Raw genomic sequence first — 22,212 nt, 5'->3', positions numbered from 1 at the left:
AGTAAATAAATGATGACTTACTGCGCTTTTGCGTTGTAACTACGCAGAGCGTTGCGACCAAGAACCACACCCGCACCAATCATCCCACCCAGCAGTACTGCCAGAACCAGAGTAATTGCTTTTTTCGGACTATCACGACGCACAGGTAAGCTTGGTTTCATCACATAACGGTAGGAGTGCATCTCTGCCCCCTCAAGCTTCAGATTCTCGATATCCAAGAGCTTTTGTTTGGTCTGAAAGTAGCTGTCAGAGAACACCAGGGGACGTGTAGACTCATGCTCAATCATCGATTTCAGGGCTTCACTACCCAGAAGGAACATACTGTCCTGAGTAACATCCTGAGTTTGCTGGAGCTGCGGCTTGGTTACATTCGCCTGTTCGGCATAGCGCAATGCTTCCTGGATTTGCTTAATTCGCAATTCTTTTTGCTCCTGAGCAACCACTTCCTGAGTTTTCAAAGAGTCTTCAAGCGTAGTCGTTTGCAACTTGATGTTATCAGCCAAGTCGAGTTCAAGCTCTTTAGCAACTTTTTCATCAGTTTGTTGAATGTATTCAGACAGCTGACGCTGCGCATTTTCTGCTGAATTACCTACATAAGAAACCGCCAGCGGCAGCTGCTGACCTTTAACCGACGGCTCAATGGTCAATTTTTCTGGTTTTTCCTGGTTATCGAGTGTTTCGGCTAACGCAGAGAAAGACGTACTAAAACGACCAACCACATCCATCTGAAGATCTGTTACTTTTGGCGCACTGTTACCATATATAACGTTGAATGCGTTATTGTAGGTCGCAATCTGACCAACATCCGGCTGAGTAATAATTGCTGTCGAAGTCCATTTTTCTTTAGCAATCATCAGATAGCCAGCCGCCAGCGCAACCGCAACAATCACACAAACAATAATCGTCACTTTGCCACGCCACAACTGCACTACTAAATCAATCAAATCAATCTGTTCCGGATCGTTACTGCGCCCGGATGTGTTGTTATCGCCCACAGACATAAATACCCTAAATGAGGAAAAACCGAAACTGGAAATAGTGTAGTCATATATACGGGTAATGCCATAGGATTATTGATAAAAATCGCAGATTGTTTACAGGATTTTGATTGGTATTTTAATCATCACAGAAAAAGTTACTCAGGAAATCATTAACATCAACGTTCAGATGCCCGTTACTGAGGATTAATCTGATTAATCAACAAATTCACGTCATGAATATGTTTTTCATCACCAAAACAGAGGTTGGCGTAATGACACTTAACGATTATCTTTCTTGCCATCTAACGGTATCATTCTTGTTTTGTGGTGCCTGCTGGCACCTGGCTATAATTTAGCCTGAAAGAGGAACAAAAAATGAAATTTCTGGTTACGGGAGCCGCTGGTTTTATCGGCTTCCACGTTAGCAAGCGCCTCCTGAAGGCAGGCCACCAAGTCGTCGGTACTGATAATCTTAACGACTATTACGACGTGAACCTTAAACAAGCTCGTCTGGATTTACTGGCGCAACCCGGTTTCAATTTTCATAAAATTGATTTAGCCGATCGGGACACGATGGCTGAGCTTTTTTCAAGCGAGCATTTTGACCGTGTAATACATCTTGCCGCACAGGCTGGCGTACGTTATTCGCTCGAAAACCCGCACGCCTATGCTGACTCTAACCTTACTGGCTTTCTGAACGTGCTTGAAGGTTGTCGGCATAATAAAGTACAACATTTGCTCTATGCCTCCTCCAGTTCAGTATACGGCCTGAACCGCAAAATGCCTTTTTCTACGGATGATTCGGTCGACCATCCCGTTTCTCTGTATGCCGCGACCAAAAAAGCTAATGAACTAATGGCACACACGTATTCGCACCTGTACGGACTACCTACAACAGGCCTGCGCTTCTTTACTGTATACGGTCCATGGGGTCGCCCTGATATGGCGCTCTTTAAGTTCACCAAAGCAATGCTCGAAGGTAAAAGTATTGACGTGTATAACTTCGGAAAAATGAAGCGTGATTTTACCTATATTGATGATATCGCAGAGGCAATTATTCGCTTGCAGGACATCATTCCGCAGGTTGACGCACAATGGACCGTTGAGACCGGAACCCCGGCAACAAGCATTGCGCCCTACCGCGTATACAATATTGGAAATAGTTCACCAGTTGAACTGATGGATTACATCAAGGCATTGGAAGATGCCCTTGGTATTGAAGCCGCTAAAAATATGCTGCCACTACAGCCTGGCGACGTACTGGAAACCAGCGCAGATACTAAAGCACTGTATGAGATTATTGGTTTTAAACCCGAAACAACAGTTAAAAATGGCGTGAAAAACTTTGTTGACTGGTATCGTGATTTCTACAAAGTATAATTGCAGTCTGGTTTAATGTAATAAAAGGCCTTTCAAAAGGCCTTTTTTACAGAAACGATATTTAATCATTGCCAAACAGATCTCGCGTGTACACCTTTTCGGCGACATCATCCAGTTCCGGCGTCATACGGTTAGAAATAATAATATCTGCTTCATTCTTAAAGGCGTCTAAGTCACGTATCACTCGAGAACGGAAGAACTCATCCTCTTTCATGACGGGTTCATAAATAATAACGGGCACACCCTTAGCTTTAATCCGTTTCATTATTCCCTGAATGGAAGATGCACGGAAGTTATCAGAACCACTCTTCATAATCAGGCGATACACCCCCACCACCTTCGGCTTACGGGCGAGGATAGAGTCAGCAATAAAATCTTTACGCGTACGGTTAGCATCAACAATCGCGCCAATAATATTATTCGGTACTGAAGCATAGTTAGCCAACAACTGCTTAGTATCTTTCGGCAGGCAGTAGCCACCGTAACCGAATGATGGGTTGTTGTAATGGTTGCCGATACGCGGATCCAGGCATACTCCTTCAATAATCTGACGCGAATTCAGCCCCAGACTCTCTGCATAGCTGTCCAGCTCGTTAAAATAGGCTACGCGCAGCGCAAGATAAGTGTTGGCGAAAAGCTTAATAGCTTCGGCTTCGGTAGAGTCGGTAAACAGGGTCGGAATATCTTTCTTCACGGCCCCTTCCTGTAGCAGTGCAGCAAAACGCTCGGCGCGCTCGGAACGCTCACCAATTACGATACGAGACGGATGCAGGTTGTCGTATAGCGCACGGCCTTCACGCAAAAACTCCGGCGAAAAAAAGATATTGTCGATACCCAACTGCTCCTTAATGGAATTCGTAAAGCCCACCGGAATGGTGGATTTTATGACCATCACTGCATTTGGATTAATTTCAACAACATCGCGGATTACTGATTCCACACTGGAGGTGTTGAAGTAGTTGGTTTTCGGGTCGTAATCAGTCGGGGTGGCGATAATAACGTAGTCAGCATCGCGGTAAGCATCATTCTTATCGGTTGTCGCACGGAAATTCAGCGGTTTCGTGGCCAGATACTCTTCGATCTCTTTATCAACAATCGGCGATTTTTTCTGATTCAGCATGTCGACTTTAGACTGAACGATATCCAGGGCAACCACTTCATGGTGCTGGGCGATCAGAATGCCGTTCGACAGGCCTACGTAACCTGTTCCTGAGATAGTTATCTTCATTCGCTCTGCAACTTCTTCCGGTTAAACATTTAAGGGTGAACGTGTCACCATCGTTAGACCCAACTTTGTCGTATCGGATCAGCCTGCAATCATTATATCGTGATTTATAACTGTAAGGCCTATCAGACCAAGCCGAATGCCGTTTTTTGCCCATAAAAAAGCCCGGAGGAGCGCTCCGGGCCTGCATTTACGATTGGGTTAAATCAGATTAATCCAGCCATTCGGTGTGGAACACACCTTCTTTATCAGTGCGTTTATAGGTGTGTGCACCGAAGTAGTCACGCTGAGCCTGAATCAGGTTCGCCGGCAATACCGCAGAACGGTAGCTGTCATAGTATGCTACGGCGGCAGAGAACGTCGGTACCGGGATACCATTCTGCACAGCATAAGCCACTACATCACGCAGCGCCTGCTGATATTCGTCAGCGATGTTTTTGAAGTAAGGAGCCAACAGCAGATTTGCGATGCCTTTGTTTTCAGCATAAGCATCGGTGATCTTCTGCAGGAACTGAGCGCGAATGATACAGCCTGCGCGGAAGATCTTCGCGATTTCACCGTAATTCAGATCCCAGTTGTACTCGTCAGACGCAGCGCGCAGTTGAGAGAAACCCTGCGCATAGGAGACGATTTTGCCCAGGTACAGAGCGCGACGTACTTTCTCAACGAACTCTGCTTTATCACCAGCCAGTTTAGCCTGCGGACCAGACAGCACTTTAGATGCAGCAACACGCTGGTCTTTAAGGGAGGAGATGTAACGAGCGAATACAGACTCAGTGATCAGAGACAGGGGTTCCCCAAGATCCAGAGAACTTTGGCTGGTCCATTTACCGGTACCTTTGTTCGCCGCTTCATCCAGGATCACATCAACCAAATATTTACCGTCTTCATCCTTTTTAGTGAAGATATCTTTGGTGATGTCAATCAGGTAGCTGCTTAATTCACCTTCGTTCCACTCGGTGAAGGTGGTCGCCAGCTCTTCGTTAGACAGGTTCAAACCACCTTTCAGCAGAGAGTAGGCTTCAGCAATCAACTGCATGTCACCGTATTCAATACCGTTGTGGACCATCTTCACATAGTGGCCCGCACCATCGGCGCCAATATAGGTTACACATGGCTCACCATCTTCGGCAACAGCTGCGATTTTGGTCAGAATTGGCGCGACCAGTTCGTAAGCCTCTTTCTGGCCACCAGGCATGATAGAAGGCCCTTTCAGTGCGCCCTCTTCACCACCGGACACGCCGGTACCGATGAAGTTAAAGCCTTCGGCCGACAGTTCACGATTGCGACGAATGGTGTCCTGGAAGAAGGTGTTACCGCCATCAATAATGATATCGCCTTTGTCCAGATACGGCTTCAGGGAATCAATGGCAGCGTCTGTACCTGCTCCCGCTTTCACCATTAACAGGATACGACGAGGCGTTTCGAGGGATTCAACAAACTCTTTTACCGTGTAGTAAGGCACCAGTTTCTTGCCAGGGTTCTCGGCAATCACTTCTTCGGTCTTTTCACGGGAGCGGTTGAAAACGGAGACGGTATAACCACGGCTTTCGATGTTGAGCGCCAGGTTGCGCCCCATCACTGCCATACCGACGACGCCGATCTGTTGCTTGGACATTACATACTCCTGTCAGGTGTGGTTACCCACCGGGACAAACTCCGGGGGCTTAAGTGAATAGCATGTTAACTCAGAGGCAAGGCAGGAAGGTAGTAATTGATGTACCAGAGCTTCCTTTTGGGTAGTAATCAGCCATGTCTAACGAGACTCAATACGCGCCGTCTCGATGTAAAACAACCTTCACTGTCTTAAACAAAATGGCAATATCATTCCAGAGTGTCCAGTTCTTGACATACCAGGAGTCAAAATACACACGCGTTTCATAGTCCACATCATTGCGACCACTAACTTGCCACAGACCTGTCATTCCTGGTTTTGCCATCAAATAATAGTCAACATCATCACAATACCGTTCAAGTTCATCCGAAATGATTGGGCGTGGCCCAACCAAACTCATCTCACCTTTTAATACATTGAACAGTTGGGGTAATTCATCAAGACTTGTTTTTCGAATAAAACGCCCAACAGCAGTAATGCGAGGATCATTTTTAAGTTTAAAATCTTTTTCCCACTCAGCTCTCGCATCGGGATCTTTATCCAGAAGATCTTTCAATACTACTTGCGAATTCATCACCATTGAACGAAATTTATAACACGGAAATAATTTACCGTTCCGCCCTACGCGTTGATGGCCGTAAATCGCTGGACCTCCATCTCGGGTAACTTTATACCAAAGATAAATCATAAGGGGTGATGCCACTAATAGAATTAATATTGAACAAACGATGTCAAATGTTCGTTTAAGGAAACGGGAGGTACGCTTTGCAAGATTGTTCTGTATCCTTAACAGCATAACTTCATGGCTAAAAATAAAGGACATATCTGTATTATACAATGGCAATCCGCGAAAAGAAGGAACCACAGTTACTGATCGGCAATGATGCTTTGATAACTCACGAAGCCAAAATTGTGTTTTATCTAACTCAGTATATTCATAGGCAAGAATATAATGAATATCACCTGTACGATTCAAACTCCAGATTTCTTTATCTTCTTTTATTATTGGTAACCCATTAATCTCAGAATGAATTGCATCACTATCAAAGAAAGCAACAACATCAAATCCCATCATCTCTTCACTCTGAAGAGCACTGTATGCTCCGAGTGCATTTTGGCCACTTCCGAGAATGATGGTTTTCTTCTTCCAGATTCCAAGTTTGTTAAGCAAATGCTTTGTAAGTACACGGAAGAATGGCACCAATACAAGCGCAAATGTCCAGCAAAAAACCCAGACATACCGTGAAAATTGCCACTTAGAAAAGGCGCTTAAAGCTAGGTCAAATACAGCAAAAATAACAATGGTACGAAAAATTTCTTTCAACTCATACCAGAATGGCTTGCGATACGTATAATGCCGTAATCGAATCCAAAACCATCCCACACATACTATAGATAAAATGAAGTGGGAGATAAATCGTGTATCCAGCTGTTCTTGTGGAACAAAACGCTGAACTTCATCAAAAATTAAATATACACAACCTAATGACAGCCATAGTGCCACATTAAAAAAGACCAAATCAGATATGGCTAAAAAAAGCTTACACAACTGTGGATTATACTTATTATCAATATTATCCATTTAACCCTCACCCTCTAAATGGGTATAAAAAACAAGATAAAATCACTGTTCTTTTGAACATGCTTCGAGATAAATTTAGAAAATCTTAGCTTTCATCCCTGATACGAACAAGAACAGTTTCTACAATATCTTGAGCAATTACCAATGAATTCGCCTCGGCATAACAACGCAACTCAGGTGCATTCCCTGAAGGTCGTAAATGCACAATACTCCCACTACCAAGCGTAATTCTTATCCCATCAGTGATATCTACAGAGACAGCGATTTCATCTTGTAAACCAATACTATTGAGCAATGATTGCTGATTTACAGCTCCCATATCAATTAGTTTTCGGCTCTTTTCAAAGCAGATATTCTGTAATCGGTCAGAATGGGTGTACCTGCGGGGAAGTTGTTCAACAAGACTGCTAATATTTTTCTCTCTACTACTGTAAAGAAGCATAATCGCTGGTAATAGTGCATCACGAGTCGGCAATGCTGATAAAACTTCACCATTAATAGTGACATCACTTCCTAATAAGAAACCTCCGTTAGCTTCAAACCCGGCAATACGGTCATAGCTCTGCGATAATTCAGAAAACGCAGCTATAACATAGGGTGAACCAATCTTAGTAAGTTCTACATGTTTAAAGTAATGACCGGAAGATATGACACTATTACAACTCACAGGAATAGCAACAGCATCTACAGATAAGGCAAGCGAACACAACAGTCCTAAAATATCCCCTCTCAACCACTGCCCTTTCTCATCAGAAATTAAAGGTCGATCTCCATCTCCGTCAGTAGAAAAGATGGCATCCAATTCAAAATCCTTTACCCATTTAAGTGCTTTCGCTCTATCCTTTTCGCTTACCGCTTCAGTATCTATAGGTACGAAGCTATCACTCCGATCCAGACTGATAACTTCAGCACCTAAAGCTTTAAATAAAGGTTTATAAAGATCGCGCCCAGCACTTGAGTGCTCATAAATACCAATACGCTTTCTCTTCAAAAACGGTGTAGGGAACAGAGAAAGATAGCGTGAAATGTAATTTTCAGCAGCAACTGGTGAAACAGACAATTCTTCAAGCACTAGTTGATTACATGTAGCTTGAGTATTCAGAATTGCTAGCTCATCAGCTTTTGTAATTTCGCCATCAGGACGGTAGAACTTCAATCCATTACGATCAAAAGGTATGTGGCTACCTGTCACCATAATCGCTGGAATTTTATCTGCCATAGACTGAAGCGCTAAGGCTGGTGTTGGAATAACACCGTAGAAAATCGCATTGATGCCTTTATCGGCCAATGCTGCGGCACAAGCCTGGGCCATAGCATAGCTGCTTGGTCGATTGTCTATTGCCAGCGCTATTGCATCGAAAGAAAAACGTTGCTGCATAACAGCCACAAACGAAACGGTGAAAGCAGCGCATACGGTCGGTGTAAAATCGGTCACCAGACCACGAGCACCACTGGTTCCAAAAGCGATACCTGAGGTGTTAATTACATCGTGGCTATTACAAACTGTGTTCATCAGTCCCTTCCTCCAGAAATCCTGAACGCTGCTCTAAACGAATAATATCATCCTCACCAAGATAGGTACCTGATTGGATTTCAATTAGCTCCAATGGGACAACCCCTGGGTTTTCTAGCGCATGAATAGTGTTAAGTGGTATAAATGTTGACTCGTTCTCCGACACGATAAATGTCTGCTCCCCCTTAGTAACGCGGGCGGTTCCAGATACCACTATCCAGTGTTCTGCTCGATGCTGATGCATCTGCGCGACAAATTTTTCACCGGGCTTAACACTTATTCGTTTGACCAAATAATTGTCACCGCTATCAATTACGTTATATTTTCCCCAAGGGCGGAAAACTTCTAAATGTTGCTTATATTCGGTTCTGTTGTTATTTTTCAGATAATCTACGATTTTTTTGACATCTTGAACCGAATCTTTACTCGAAACCAATAAAGCATCAGCAGTCTGAATAATAACAAGATTACTTACTCCTACAGTACTGATAAATGAGTTTTCAGAGTAGATGTAGTTATCTTTACTGTTATGTGTAAAAACGTCGCCATGTAAGACATTGCGCTGCTGATCTTTTTCTGAAATATCCCAAAGTGAAGACCAGGAACCAACGTCCGACCAGCCAGCACTCATAGGTACAACTACTGCATGATGGGTATGCTCCATAACCGCATAATCGATAGAATCACTCGGGCACAAACTGAATGCCTCTTTATTAATACGGATGAAGTCAAGATCGGGATTGATATGGCCTACAGCTTTCTCACAGGCACTATATATATCAGGTGATAATTTTTTTAATTCGTTCAAATAGGAACTTACTCGGAATAAAAACATTCCACTGTTCCAGTAATACTTCCCGGACGCAAGGTAGTGACAGGCCGTATCAAAATCTGGTTTTTCCACAAACTCTGCTACAGTAAAAGCATCATCCCCAATTGCCTCGCCCCGGAGTATATAACCATAACCAGTTTCAGCCTGCGTAGGAACGATACCGAAAGTTACAAGTTTACCTTGCTCCGCGAGAGGCTCAGCCTGTTTAATGGCCTGAATAAAAGCTTCTTCGTCGCGAATGACATGATCTGCAGCAAGAACTAACAAGAGAGGGTCTTCGCCATCGGAATTCTGGAGTGAACAAAACGCAGCAAGTGCTATGGCCGGAGCTGTATTACGCCCAACAGGCTCCAAAATAATATTATTCGCGAGTTTATCAATGGCACGAAGCTGCTCAGCCACAAGAAAGCGATGTTTATCATTGCAAATGACCACCGGCGCTTCAACTGAAAGTGGAGCCAATCGCATAATGGTATTCTGCAGCATTGATAATTTACCCTCAATGCTAAGGAATTGCTTCGGATGATGTTCGCGGGACAACGGCCACAAGCGACTACCGGTGCCACCAGCCATAATTACGGGAAGAACTGACATTTATCTTATCTCTTTTGATTCAGAGCGTTTAAAATTATTCCAATAACTCTTATACATACTTAAAAACCGGCATAGCGGTAAGGGAAGTGATTGCCAGCGTTTTCCTAACTTATAACCAAGTAACTTAGCGAACGTTGTCAATAATGCTCTTGGGATCCATAAAGGTGCTTTTTTAAGAAGAAAACAAATCTCTGATTTAACAAAACGCGAGCCTTCCCCTCCGGCACCGCCAAAATCCTGTTGAATCCAGGGATTACAAGCATGGAAAACACCCGTATCAAAATATCGTTGGAATTCTTCTCGCGGGCTATAATTATGAGAATGCCTCACAACGGCCGTTCCACAATAAGCCACTTTGTAGCCTGCTTGAATCATCTTAGCAGCCATAAACATATCCTCAGCTAGGATCGTATGCTCAGGAAACCCGCCTAATTTTTCAAAAACAGAACGACGGTAAGCTGCAAAAGAATTCGACATAAATACGGTTTTAATACCAAAGGTTTTTATATCTGACTTACTCTTAATTTGTGATGTTGAACCGTAGTTAAAATTACGGGCATGTACTGCCAAAGGATTAGCGTCAAGATGCGGGATTTGTCTTCCGCAAACAGCGGCGACGTCTGGATCCTGAAATACTTCGATCATGTTAGCTAGTGCATCTTCATTATCAAAAATTGCATCCTGGGTCATAAAAACAATAACATCTGTATCCAACACTAATTTCGCAGCAATATTTCTAGTGCCACCATGGTTAAAATCCTTAGAGTTAACATGGGATATTATAATATTTTTGTTATTTTTTGCCAAATCCACAGTAGCATCTTTAGACCCCGAATCAATAACAACCAGGTGGTCTGGGTATAAAGTCTGGCATTTTAGTTCTTTTAAAAAATCAGACCAATTTGGGCCGGCGTTATATGTTGGGATAATTAAAGTCACATTCATTAACATAGTCCTGCCAGCCAAGTTTCAACCATTTTTTTCATATTATCAAAGCTATATCGTGAGACATATTTATCAAAACGAGAAAGACTATTTGGCAATTTATTTATTTTTCCTAAAGCGTGCTTCCAACTTTCATCATCATCAGGATTCACATATAACACAGCATCAGCAAGAATTTCATGAAATACAGGGATATCAGAAACTATAACAGGCGTATTTGATGCCATTGCTTCAATTGGCGGTATACCGAACCCTTCATCAAGGGATGGGTAAATAAGGGCTCTAGACTCAGAGTATAGAACCTTCAGCTCATTAAAAGAAATCTCATGAACAAATTTAACCTTATCCGATAAACCTAATTCATGCACCATCACCTTTAAAGATTCAGCATAATCAGTAAGTCCGCATACTATCACTAATTTAGAATGTTCAGGCCAGACATTACAAGCCCTAATAAATGAATGTATATTTTTATGGGGCCAACTGGCGCCTACAGCCAAGAAAAAATCCTCTTTATTGTCATTTTTTAAAAAATCGGTTTCATCAATGCAATTATAAATCACTGATATTTTTTCGGGATTAATATCATAGGTATCGGCAATCTTATCTTTAACCGTATAAGATACGGTTAAAATATGCTGACATCGTTTGATTGAAAACCTCAGCAAATATCTAAAATAAATTTTCTGTATAAAACTATCCGGATAATAAAAAGGTCGAATATCATGCACAGTAATAGTTTGGTTTTTAAGTAGTGGGATATTATGATGTGTTGTGCATACTAATTTTGTTTTCCCAAACTTGAGAATAACTCTCAATGCTAGCCAATAACTGTATACATACCATAGTAATGGCCTGATTCTCGAGGTTTTAGACGTATTGCTAACAACATCTGGTACAGTCATTACGCTAAAACCCATATCTTTAAAAAATCCTTCATGTGCCCGACTGCAGATAACTGCTTCTACATTAACTGTTGCGCGTAGTGCAGCTAAAAATTTGATAGAATATTGCCACATTCCTGTACCACTTTTACCCAAACGTGACAGGTTTACAATCATTGAATAACTCTCCGTTTTTCTAATCGCATTTTAATTGCGATAATCATAAGAACAATCACTAGGAAAAAAATATTATTCGAAAGCATTTTAATTACAATAAACCATGGATCACGATTAAATCTGAAAAGAGAATCACATACAAAATAAATATACACGACCCTTGAAAATATTACAAAATTGGTGCTTGAAGTTGCTCTCAGTAATAAACTAGATATTCCTCCGAGCAAAAAATACCAGAGGAAAGAATAGTTTGAAAAATATATAATCGCGCTTGCATAACCAGATAACCCGCCTAATGGGCTGAGCTCGCCGAAATTATTAATATACATTAACGATGCTTTCTCAACATTAGAAAATGAAGGTAAAGTAAATATTGCCGAATCAAAAAAAAGCATCTGTGGTGCAAAAGGTACAGAACCATGATTCAGCAAATCAAGCATTCTGATAAATGATATTTGGTTAAATAAAGATTCATATACAATAGGACTGATAATTAAATCGAGACTAATGCTATCAATTGCAACATTAGAACGCATTATAAAAACGATTAAGAATGAAACAATGACCACACAAAAAAACACACACAGAAATAGCAATAATTTTATTTTTGAATATTTCCTGCTAATAAATAGAACATAAAAAATGATTATCAAAAGTAATATTAAAGTAAAAATCCGCGTTCCATGTAATAAATTCAATGAGACAACGAAAAATGTTAGATATGCAAATCGAATGTTCTTAGTAACTAAACAAAAAACAAAAATAATCACCCCAAGTTCTGATAATCCCATAGATATATTCCAAACGCGACTTGACATTGCTCCTGAATCAAATGCATATGAAGAATATACCCCCTCAGGGTAAAGTAATATTTTTGATAACACCAACGAAACTAATACAGCTAAAAAAATAACTTTTATTATTCCTGGCAATTTAAACTCACTCTGCCATATTATTTTTTTACATCTTACCCCAAAACCGAATAATGATGAACTTGCTAAAAAGAAAAATAGTGAAATAGCATAAAAAATCATCATATTTGAAAGCTTACTAGGATCACTATCAAAGATCTGTTCTACCCCTCCTTGACTAAACCCCAAAAAATGGACATACGCTACCGGCAATATATATGCTAAATTGAAAATAAGGAATAGAATTGAATGCGGAAGCATCTTTATACCCAGTAATTAAATTATTTATGTCCGAATAACTATTGTAGCCAACAATCATTACACTCAACATACCAACATATCAATCAGCATCATTAAGTTTATATGACATGATGATGCTGTATTCTTAGTCTTAATTCAGAGCCAAAAATCAACTTACTTATAAATTTGCTGGATAGTTGAAAGCGATGATAAGTATCTAAAAGCTTTAACTAATGACTGATACCGGTAAGGCCCAATGAGTCTGATCAATAATTTTATAATAGAATTAAGTTTTTCGATTCTATCGTTAGCTATCTTTTTGTCTTTGATTTCATTAGATATACTTTTTTCATAAATGCCTTTACTTCTTAAAAAATTAATAAATACTTCACTTTTTTCAATTGATTCGAATGGACTTGAAAAATCATTTTGATGAGAGAAATATAAACGTCTTGCTATTAAACTAATCACCGCCTCATTTTTATATTTAAAAAATCTATAAGGAGGCAGATCACCAATCGTGGCCAAATTGCTTTTCACTAGTTCAGCATACTCTAAAAATAAATTTTTGATATCCATACGGTCAGAAAGATTATATCTATTCTGATACTTGCTTATTTTCTCAATATTATTTACATCAATACCACTGAAATGATAAAAGATAAGATCATAGTTATCAATTTTTCCCGCGCTGACAAAGCGTTCATGAAGGTTCCAATAAGCTACGTTCAACCCAAGATGCCGACTGATGTAGACATTAGCGAACAAACCAGGAACAAGATTTATCCATTTTTGGTCGACAAATAACCCTTTAGCAGGATCAAAAAAACATTCATCTCTACATTTATCCATCCACCACTGAATAAAACTGTTTGATGTTTCATCATTTTTCACTGCAAGAAAACCTAAATTATATGTCCCCGAAAAAAGATGTATTTGCTCATTCGGAATTTTATCATCTTTAATTGGGGAACAAATATGTGGTGTCAAAAATATCGAATAGCTATCCAGATAATTTAGCACTGGCTCTGTGAGATTTTTATATACATATATATCCGGGTCAATATAACAGACTTTGTCATAACCTTCGATAAATAATGAATTGATAACAAATGGTTTAATTGAGGTACAATATTCAGTAACATCATAGTAAAACCCCATTTTTAAGAAAAGGTCAGGTGATATTGTTAAAGCATCTACCAATTCAACGGGATACTCTGCAGATATTTTATCTCTGACGCTCTCATCAAGACCATCGGCAACATAGATTCGAAAATCGATATTGCCATTTGACTCACACATTGATTTATACAATGTCAGCGCATAGCCCAAATAATTTTGGGCTACAATTGTAAATGCTATATTTTTCATTATGGTATCCAAATTACTTTAATCAATTATTCTTGCCGGAATCCCAGCAACGACGGTAAAAGGTGCAACATCTTTAGTGACGACAGAATTTGCACCAACAATGGCACCGCATCCTATACGAACCCCGGGTAAAACAACCACACCGTCCCCAATCCAAACATTTTCCTCAATAATTACAGGTCCCTTACTGTATAATTCCCGCTGGTTTGGAGGAATATCAGATTGCTTATTTAACTCTGCAGTTTGGCCATGTGAATGATCTGTAATATGTACCTTACTTCCTAACAAACAACCTGAGGAAATAACAACCTTATTTAAAGCACCTATGTGTACATAATCCGAGAAATTCACATGTTCTCCAATAATCAAACGCGAATTAGAATTTACGGCTTGCAACCACAACCCTTGTCCAGAAGAGAAATTATTACCGATCTCTATTCCTTTGGGGTTTATAATTTTAACCCCTCGCCAATCAATTCTCACATCTTGTCGATATAAAATTTTATATAGTACATTTAAGACTCTATTTTTTAGAACTCTCGGAATTTTAATTATATGCCAAAACATCATGTCAATTGCCATGCTAAACCTTTTTTATCTTATCTAATATTGACTTTATTTTCATCCCGTATCTGGCTAGCATTGGATATTTAAACAAATACCTAAACATGTATTTATAGCTAGCTATTTGACCAAACGCCCTGTCACATATAGGAATATAATTTTCTTTCTGAAAGCCATTCTGTTTTTCAGGCAAACTAATAAAATACAATAAAAATTTAATTAACTTTTTCCGTATTAGAATACTTTCGAACTCATTCCGATAATAATAGTGGTCAACAAATTTAATAAACGATTCGGAGAAAACAGTGAACAGTTTGTAGCCTCCAGTATTATCTACCGCAGCACGAACCAGTTTGTCGTCAATAATTACCAAACCAGAGTTTAACCTTATTGTTTTCAGAATCCAGAATAGCTGAATGAGATTGGTGCCATAAAATTTTGAAAGATCACAGTTCAAGATATCTTTATCATTTCTTATTATTATAGATGATATAAATGATATCATCACCCCTACATTTGAAATAAATTCTCGCTCACTAACCTCTCTCAATGATAGGTCATGCTGTGCTTCATATTTTACTATATCTCCTATTATTTTAGGTTTGCATCCCAGTGAAATTATGTTTATATCTTTACGCACTTTCAAAATATCGATAATCTTCTTAAGACTACCCTCAACAATGAGGTCATCATCCCCGAACATCCAAAAGTATCGGCCTGTAGCTAAATTAAAACACTTATGGAAGTTACCATCCATACCTATATTGACATCATTTCTTGAATATTTAACAACCAACCCATTTAGTCGATATTTTTCAATGACTGACACAACATCTACAGTGGAAGCATTATCACTGACTATTAATTCTATTGATGTTTTGTCTTGAAGTACCGATATTTCTTTTAATAGATTATCTAACAACTCATTCAGATATTCGATTCTATTATATGTTGGTATTGCAATACTTAAAATAGGGTTATTGTCTCTCATAGCTTAATTTGAATCGCTTATATATCAAAAAAGTAATAGGAACAAAGTATACCCATACCATTGCAGTATAGGATATAACGAATAATTCATTTTCCTTGTAATAGGAAAATATAGTCAGCACTACAACTGTCAAAATGGCCATTAGCATCGATGGGGCTGTCATATTTTCAATTTTGTGTGCCCGGATATAAGTTGCCCAACAAGCGATAATATGATTACCAACGACAGCAATTGCAATTGCAATAAATAAATGGAATGGTAAGAATCTCTGTGCGATAGCAAAGTTACAGTAATCCAAGATCTTGAGTAGTGTACAACCACAAAACAATGCGAAGCAGATAAAAGAAAGAGACTGTTTCATTGCAAGAATAAATGAACGATCAAGTTCAAGTCTATTTTTCCTGGCAATGACACCTCCCCAGTATGGGCATTTAGTTGTTAGCCAAGCTAAACCAATGTTCATAACCATATTGCATACTGACATTGTTATTCCAAGCTGACCAGCAAAGCTTGCGCCAAATGCCTTAAACGCTATTGGATTAATAATAAAAAATATAAAATATCCGCTAATCCAACTTAGCGCAATTCGCCATTGCATGGGTAAAATTTCATACCGCCAAGAAATAATATGATCTTTTGTTTTCTCCACAAAAGCGGAAAAAATAAGTTTCCTGACGTCTTTTATCCAAAAAGAACCAAAAACAATTGTCCCAGAGATAGCCATCGCAGAAACAGCGAACAGTCCGTAATTCATCAATAATAGCATGATAGATATTAAACCAGCCAATATTGACTGGTAAAAACGAAGTCTATTTATTTTTTCTACAAACCCACATCCCTCATATATTGACGTGATAGATATAAAAGTGATATTGATGGCGGTAAAGATTACTAATGTGATCCATTCAGAATACCAAACATTAGTAGCAACGTCTCCAAGGAAAAAAAAGTAACCTATAGGACCAATTACAAATAAAATCATTAGGCCAATAACTGCATACCATTTTACTGACATACGAATTAATGAATTAATCCGATTTTTATTTTTACTATTTCCAGTAAATTTTTGTTTTGTAACACTAAATTCTAATCCATTCATTTCATGGCTTACAAACTGTATTATAACAGTGGACAAACCTAATTCAAATATTACCTGTAGTGATACCAATGAACTGAACGTATAATAAACCCCCTGCTGCTCGGGAGTCAGTTGTGTTGAAACAAGATACAGTATTAAAATCCCAGAAAGAACTGTAATTCCACGCCCCATCAATACATATTTAATTGCTTGATCAATGCCTATTTTGGATAAAATTTTATTCATTAGTGAAACTCAGCATTTTCTTTATACCTTCCTGGATATCAAAACATGGCTCCCATCCAATTTGCCTCAAAGTTAAATTATTTGCCTTTGAATCTAATATTTCATCATCCCTGATAGGAATAGCACCGTATTCAATTTCACTATGACTATTACTTTCTTTTTTTAACTGTTCGATAAAAGCTCGTAAGGGTTTTGACTGCCCTGTTCCTACTTGGTATTCTCTATATCCAGCAACCATGTCATAATCGAGAACTTTGAGATAAGCATCGGTTACATCATCTATATAAATGAAATCTCTTTTCTGCAGTCCATGAGTGCACAATATATTTTCATGCTTCCTCATTTTTCCCAAAATAGTTGGGATAAATTTTCCCTCACCATCACCCTCCCCATAAACATGCTCCAGTCGCATATTAACTAAACCAATATCGAATCCTTTTATTGTTTCACAAGCAACTTCATAAAAATGTCTTTTAGTGATTATATATTGCTTCATATAATTATATGTGTTTTCATATTTTCCAAAAAATGAATCAGTAAAAATAAATTTTTGAACACCATGGATTTTAGACCATTCTAAAAGGATTAAAGGTAACATCACATTGCAATTATATTGTTCAACCGCTGAACCACTATTTCTACCATAATTTGTAGCTAAATGAATACACGCCTTAACAGTATATCCGTTTACCGCTGATTCAAGATCATCCAGTGTGATCCATTTAATACGTTCTGTTTCTTTTTTTTCATTGAGATTACCAGGGCGCGTTATTGCAACAATATTATAATCAAAGTCTATTAATTTTTTAGCTAAATGCTTACCGATAAAACCGCTAGCACCCGTAAGTACAATAATATCTTTCACAATAAGTGCCCTGTTTAAATATTAGAAATTCAGACCAAAGAACTCTTCAAATTTGCTAACTACGTAGTCCAAATGCTCAGTAGTTAGTCCTGGGTAAATACCAATCCAGAAGGTTTGATTCATTATGCGATCTGTATTTGTTAACTCACCCACTACTCGGTACTTCACATTCGCAAAATACGGTTGACGAGTCAGATTACCTGCGAATAACAGACGGGTACCGATCTTGGCTTCATCAAGAAACTTAACTAAATCAATGCGTTCAACGCCACTCGTTTCTTTAAGCGTGATCGGGAAACCAAACCAGGATGGGTCAGATTTCTCTGTGGCTTCCGGTAACTCAAGGAACTCAGCACAGGATTGCAAACCTTGCTTAAGGTATGCAAAGTTCTCTTTGCGTTTTTGTACGAACTCTTCAACACGTTCTAATTGTGCCAGGCCACATGCAGCCTGCATATCCGTAATTTTCAGGTTATAACCCAAATGAGAGTAGGTATATTTATGGTCGTATCCGAACGGCAGAGAACCCAGTTGCTGTCCAAAACGTTTACCACAGGTATTATCGCAACCTGGTGCACAATAACAATCACGTCCCCAGTCACGGAAGGATTCAATCAGTTTCTTTAATTCGCCTGATTTGGTAAATACCGCCCCGCCTTCTCCCATTGTGATATGGTGTGCAGGATAGAAACTCACAGTACCAATATCACCAAAAGTACCGACCATTTGACCATCATAAGTAGATCCGAGCGCATCGCAGCAGTCTTCGATAAGCCAAAGGTTATACTTATCAGCAATACGGCGCACTTCCGTTAAATCAAACGTATTACCCAGTGTATGGGCGATCATAATCGCTTTTGATTTTTCACTCACTGCGGCTTCAATAAGTGAAGCGTCAACATTATAAGTAGGGATATCAACATCCACAAAAACCGGAATCAATCCATTCTGGATTGTTGGGTTAACTGTGGTTGGAAACCCTGCTGCTACGGTAATGACTTCATCACCTGGCTTGAGCGCACGATCACCAAGTTTCGGTGACGTTAATGCTGTTAAAGCCAACAAGTTCGCTGAGGAACCTGAAGTGGTTGTTAATACGTGAGGCACACCAATAAACTCACCGAGTTTCTTCTCGAAAGCATCATTAAAACGACCCGTTGTAAGCCATCCATCTAAAGATGCTTCAACCATCAATTGCAATTCTTTCGCACCAATAACCTTCCCTGAAGGTGGGACGACACTCACACCTGCATTAAATGGTTTTGGGCTCAGTGCCTCATCGGCATACTCAGCAACGAGTTTGGATATTTGTTCACGCAGGTTTTTTGCTGTCATTGCTATAATTCCTGTACTTATCTATTTTAGCTAAAAGTGGTAGTGGTCATATAATCATGAATTTCACGTTTCGAGCATTCCAACATATCTGCTCCGTTTATCCATGCTTTATGCCATTTAACAATACGACCAAGTGTTTCAACGAGCCCCCATCTAGGGTGCCAATCTAATTGCATATGGGCTTTCGAACAATCCAGTTTAAGATAGTGTGCCTCATGGGGATGATCCTGACCATCCAACTGCCAACTGGCCCCCTCACCCCATAATGTAACCATTTTGTCGACAATGAACCCAACCGTTTTTGCATCCTCCTCACGAGGACCGAAATTCCACCCTTCTGAATATTTGGCCCCCTCAACATAGAGGCTCTGTGCCACCACGATATACCCAGAAAGCGGTTCAAGTACATGTTGCCATGGACGAATGGAATGAGGATTGCGAATAACGACCTGCTTCTTTTTCTCAAAAGAACGCAAAATATCTGGAATCAAGCGATCTTCTGCCCAATCACCGCCACCAATCACATTACCCGCCCTAACCGAAGCCAAGCCAACGCCATGGTTTGCATAATCCTTAGGATTAAAAAACGAATTACGAAATGCGGAAGCAACTAGTTCAGCGCAGCCTTTGCTGTTGGAGTAGGGATCGTAACCGCCCATCGCTTCATTTTCGCGGTAACCCCAAACCCATTCACGGTTTTCATAGCATTTATCGCTGGTAATATTGACTACAGCCTTAATACCCCCAACCTGTTTTACCGCTTCAAGCAAATGTACAGTGCCCATCACGTTTGTTGAATAGGTTTCGATAGGTTCTTTATAAGAAAGCCTTACTAGCGGCTGGGCAGCCATATGAAAAATAATTTCTGGCTTAAAAGACGCTATAGAATTACGTAATTTATCAAAATCACGAATATCGCCTATTTCCGATTCCATCAAGTTACTGATATTAGCGGTGTCAAATAAGCTAGGATTCGTCGGGGCCTCAAGGGAGTAACCTTTTAGTGTTGCTCCCATTTCACTTAGCCATAGAGAGAGCCAACTACCTTTAAAACCCGTATGGCCGGTAATGAATACGCGTTTACCCTGCCAGAAGCTCTTATCAATCATGCAGTCACTCCCATGTTTTCCAGGGCGCAGTACCTTTTTCCCATAAACCTTCAAGGTACGTTTTATCGCGCAGTGTATCCATCGGCTGCCAGAACCCTGCATGCTCGTAAGCCATGAGTTCTCCCTGTTTAGCCAATGTCATCAACGGTTCCTGTTCCCAGGTAGTCGCATCATTTTCAATAAGATCGATCACTGAAGGATTTAGTACGAAGAAACCACCGTTGATCATCGCTCCATCGCCTTTAGGCTTCTCCTGGAACGATTGAACCTGGCCGCCACGGATATCCAGGGCACCAAAACGTCCAGGAGGGAACGTTGCCGTCAGAGTTGCTTTTTTACCATGCGCTTTATGAAAATCAATCGTAGCTCTGATATTGAGATCGGCAACACCATCCCCATACGTAAACAGAAACGCTTCATCATCCTTTACGTACTCAGCCACACGTTTCAAACGGCCACCGGTCATAGATGAATCACCAGTATCAACTAGCGTTACATTCCACGGTTCTACACGTTTATGGTGAACTTCCATTCTATTTTCTGCCATATGAAATGTTACATCCGACATATGCAGGAAATAGTTAGCAAAGTATTCTTTGATTACATATCCCTTGTACCCACAACAGATAATAAAATCTTTAATGCCGTGGGCGGAATACATTTTCATAATATGCCAAAGAATCGGCTTACCACCAATTTCTACCATTGGTTTTGGTTTTACTATTGTTTCTTCACTCAATCTGGTACCAAGCCCACCAGCCAGAATTACCGCTTTCATACCTAACCCTCTATTATCATTATTTAGATGCGGTAAAAGCATCTGAATAGAAATTATCAACAGACAGATTTTTTGACATAAAGTCTTTTTTACTTGCGTCGATCATGATGGGCGACCCGCATGCATAAATATCAAACGATTCAAGCGAGTCAAAATCCTCCATCACAGCCTGGTGAACAAAACCTTTACGCCCATTCCATGTTTGATCATCTCCAGACACCACGGGAATAAAATGAATCAGATCAAAATCCTTGCTCCATTCATCAGGAACTTTTGAATAGAAGTCTTTCGCGAATGGCATCCCCCAATAAATATAGATATCGCGAGAAATCGTATTTTTCACTAAATGCTCAACCATGGATTTAACAGGGGCAAACCCTGTACCCCCGGCGATAAAAATAATTGGGCGATCGTTTTCTCTAATGAAAAAAGTTCCACATGGACCTTCGATACGCATCAAAGTATTAACTTGCAACTCATTGAAAATCAATGAACTCATTTGGCCATTGATAACATTTCTGATATGCAACTCAATACCATCTGCTTCATTGCTATTCGCAATAGAATAGCTACGCGTTACACCCTTGTACTGCAGATTAATATATTGCCCAGGAAGAAAACTCATTTTAGCAGTCGGGGGGAGACGAAGTGTAAGTTTCATGACATCGGCAGAAACAAGATCGATACTATTGACTTTACAAGGTACGATCTTCTTCACCTGCCCTTGCAATTCTGGATAGTAAAGAGCCTGCAACTGTATGTTACTTTTAGGCTTACAATTGCAGGTGAGAACTTTATCCCCTTGTGCATATATCCTGCCCATGGGATCTATCGCTTCTCCGGCAAGTAATGTAGACTCACAAACCCCGCAATCTCCATTTTTACAACTGTGCTCCAGATGTATACCCGCAGAGAGCGCAGAATCGAGGATTGTCGAGTCTTCTTCACCTGAGAACTCAATATTGGATGGGAAAATCTTAATTAGATGTGACACAGT

At 39.9% G+C, this 22,212-nt stretch carries 19 protein-coding genes; 1 reads left to right on the top strand and 18 read right to left on the bottom strand.

What is annotated here, in order from left to right; all coding sequences use genetic code 11:
• Window positions 1–17: 17 nt before the first annotated feature.
• On the bottom strand, window positions 18–1,001 hold the full coding sequence (wzzB, locus tag SK36_RS06890; protein WP_045444604.1) for an LPS O-antigen chain length determinant protein WzzB: 984 nt from the start codon (window positions 999–1,001) through the stop codon (window positions 18–20).
• A 354-nt stretch (window positions 1,002–1,355) separates the two neighbouring features.
• Between wzzB and SK36_RS06885 the strand changes: the two genes are divergently transcribed.
• The gene (locus tag SK36_RS06885; protein ID WP_045444607.1) at window positions 1,356–2,360 is read left to right on the top strand and encodes an NAD-dependent epimerase; all 1,005 of its coding nucleotides are present in this window, start codon (window positions 1,356–1,358) and stop codon (window positions 2,358–2,360) included.
• A gap of 61 nt (window positions 2,361–2,421) precedes the next feature.
• Here the strand turns inward: SK36_RS06885 and ugd are convergent, their stop codons facing one another.
• From ugd to SK36_RS06800, 17 genes are all read right to left on the bottom strand, one after another.
• On the bottom strand, window positions 2,422–3,588 hold the full coding sequence (gene ugd / locus SK36_RS06880) for a UDP-glucose 6-dehydrogenase (RefSeq protein WP_045444610.1): 1,167 nt from the start codon (window positions 3,586–3,588) through the stop codon (window positions 2,422–2,424).
• Between the two features lie 208 nt (window positions 3,589–3,796).
• Window positions 3,797–5,203 carry an NADP-dependent phosphogluconate dehydrogenase gene (gene gndA, locus SK36_RS06875; RefSeq protein WP_045444613.1) on the bottom strand — a complete coding sequence of 469 codons (1,407 nt, stop codon included), beginning with the start codon at window positions 5,201–5,203 and terminating at the stop codon, window positions 3,797–3,799.
• 148 nt (window positions 5,204–5,351) lie between these two features.
• The gene (locus SK36_RS06870) at window positions 5,352–6,782 is read right to left on the bottom strand and encodes an undecaprenyl-phosphate galactose phosphotransferase (RefSeq protein ID WP_048221122.1); all 1,431 of its coding nucleotides are present in this window, start codon (window positions 6,780–6,782) and stop codon (window positions 5,352–5,354) included.
• An 85-nt stretch (window positions 6,783–6,867) separates the two neighbouring features.
• On the bottom strand, window positions 6,868–8,295 hold the full coding sequence (locus SK36_RS06865) for a phosphomannomutase (protein WP_048221121.1): 1,428 nt from the start codon (window positions 8,293–8,295) through the stop codon (window positions 6,868–6,870).
• A complete protein-coding gene (locus tag SK36_RS06860) occupies window positions 8,279–9,721 on the bottom strand; it encodes a mannose-1-phosphate guanylyltransferase/mannose-6-phosphate isomerase (protein WP_045444622.1) in 1,443 nt (480 codons plus the stop codon). The genes SK36_RS06865 and SK36_RS06860 overlap by 17 nt, the downstream gene beginning before the upstream one ends.
• Complete coding sequence (locus SK36_RS06855; protein ID WP_048221120.1) at window positions 9,722–10,666, bottom strand: glycosyltransferase family 2 protein; 945 nt, start codon at window positions 10,664–10,666, stop codon at window positions 9,722–9,724.
• Window positions 10,666–11,727 carry a glycosyltransferase family 4 protein gene (locus tag SK36_RS06850; protein ID WP_048221119.1) on the bottom strand — a complete coding sequence of 354 codons (1,062 nt, stop codon included), beginning with the start codon at window positions 11,725–11,727 and terminating at the stop codon, window positions 10,666–10,668. The genes SK36_RS06855 and SK36_RS06850 overlap by 1 nt, the downstream gene beginning before the upstream one ends.
• Window positions 11,724–12,899 carry a hypothetical protein gene (locus tag SK36_RS06845; RefSeq protein ID WP_048221118.1) on the bottom strand — a complete coding sequence of 392 codons (1,176 nt, stop codon included), beginning with the start codon at window positions 12,897–12,899 and terminating at the stop codon, window positions 11,724–11,726. Before SK36_RS06845 ends, SK36_RS06850 begins: the two co-directional genes overlap by 4 nt.
• 153 nt (window positions 12,900–13,052) lie before the next feature.
• Window positions 13,053–14,249, bottom strand: a complete 1,197-nt coding sequence (locus SK36_RS06840; protein WP_053069231.1) for a glycosyltransferase family protein — start codon at window positions 14,247–14,249, stop codon at window positions 13,053–13,055.
• A gap of 18 nt (window positions 14,250–14,267) precedes the next feature.
• The gene (locus tag SK36_RS06835; protein WP_053069230.1) at window positions 14,268–14,831 is read right to left on the bottom strand and encodes an acyltransferase; all 564 of its coding nucleotides are present in this window, start codon (window positions 14,829–14,831) and stop codon (window positions 14,268–14,270) included.
• Between the two features lies 1 nt (window position 14,832).
• Window positions 14,833–15,804, bottom strand: coding sequence for a glycosyltransferase family 2 protein (locus SK36_RS23095; RefSeq protein ID WP_053069229.1), 972 nt, complete (start codon window positions 15,802–15,804; stop codon window positions 14,833–14,835).
• Entirely contained in the window at window positions 15,791–17,128 is a 1,338-nt protein-coding gene (locus SK36_RS06825) for a polysaccharide biosynthesis protein (protein ID WP_048221116.1), read from the bottom strand. Before SK36_RS06825 ends, SK36_RS23095 begins: the two co-directional genes overlap by 14 nt.
• Window positions 17,121–17,993 carry an NAD-dependent epimerase/dehydratase family protein gene (locus SK36_RS06820; RefSeq protein WP_053069228.1) on the bottom strand — a complete coding sequence of 291 codons (873 nt, stop codon included), beginning with the start codon at window positions 17,991–17,993 and terminating at the stop codon, window positions 17,121–17,123. The genes SK36_RS06825 and SK36_RS06820 overlap by 8 nt, the downstream gene beginning before the upstream one ends.
• Before the next feature lie 21 nt (window positions 17,994–18,014).
• Window positions 18,015–19,328 (bottom strand): lipopolysaccharide biosynthesis protein RfbH, encoded by a 1,314-nt coding sequence (gene rfbH, locus SK36_RS06815; RefSeq protein ID WP_048221114.1) that lies wholly within the window; start codon window positions 19,326–19,328, stop codon window positions 18,015–18,017.
• A 26-nt stretch (window positions 19,329–19,354) separates the two neighbouring features.
• Entirely contained in the window at window positions 19,355–20,437 is a 1,083-nt protein-coding gene (gene rfbG, locus SK36_RS06810; RefSeq protein WP_048221113.1) for a CDP-glucose 4,6-dehydratase, read from the bottom strand.
• A 4-nt stretch (window positions 20,438–20,441) separates the two neighbouring features.
• A complete protein-coding gene (rfbF, locus tag SK36_RS06805; RefSeq protein ID WP_045444653.1) occupies window positions 20,442–21,215 on the bottom strand; it encodes a glucose-1-phosphate cytidylyltransferase in 774 nt (257 codons plus the stop codon).
• Window positions 21,216–21,234: 19 nt separating this feature from the next.
• Window positions 21,235–22,209, bottom strand: coding sequence for a CDP-6-deoxy-delta-3,4-glucoseen reductase (locus SK36_RS06800; protein ID WP_048221112.1), 975 nt, complete (start codon window positions 22,207–22,209; stop codon window positions 21,235–21,237).
• Window positions 22,210–22,212 lie beyond the last annotated feature (3 nt).

The sequence above is a fragment of the Citrobacter sp. MGH106 genome (genome assembly GCF_001037495.1).
In the GTDB taxonomy this organism is placed as follows: Bacteria; Pseudomonadota; Gammaproteobacteria; order Enterobacterales; family Enterobacteriaceae; genus Citrobacter; species Citrobacter murliniae.
Note: the sequence above shows the minus strand (reverse complement) of the source record. Positions and strands in the feature narration are given on the sequence as shown.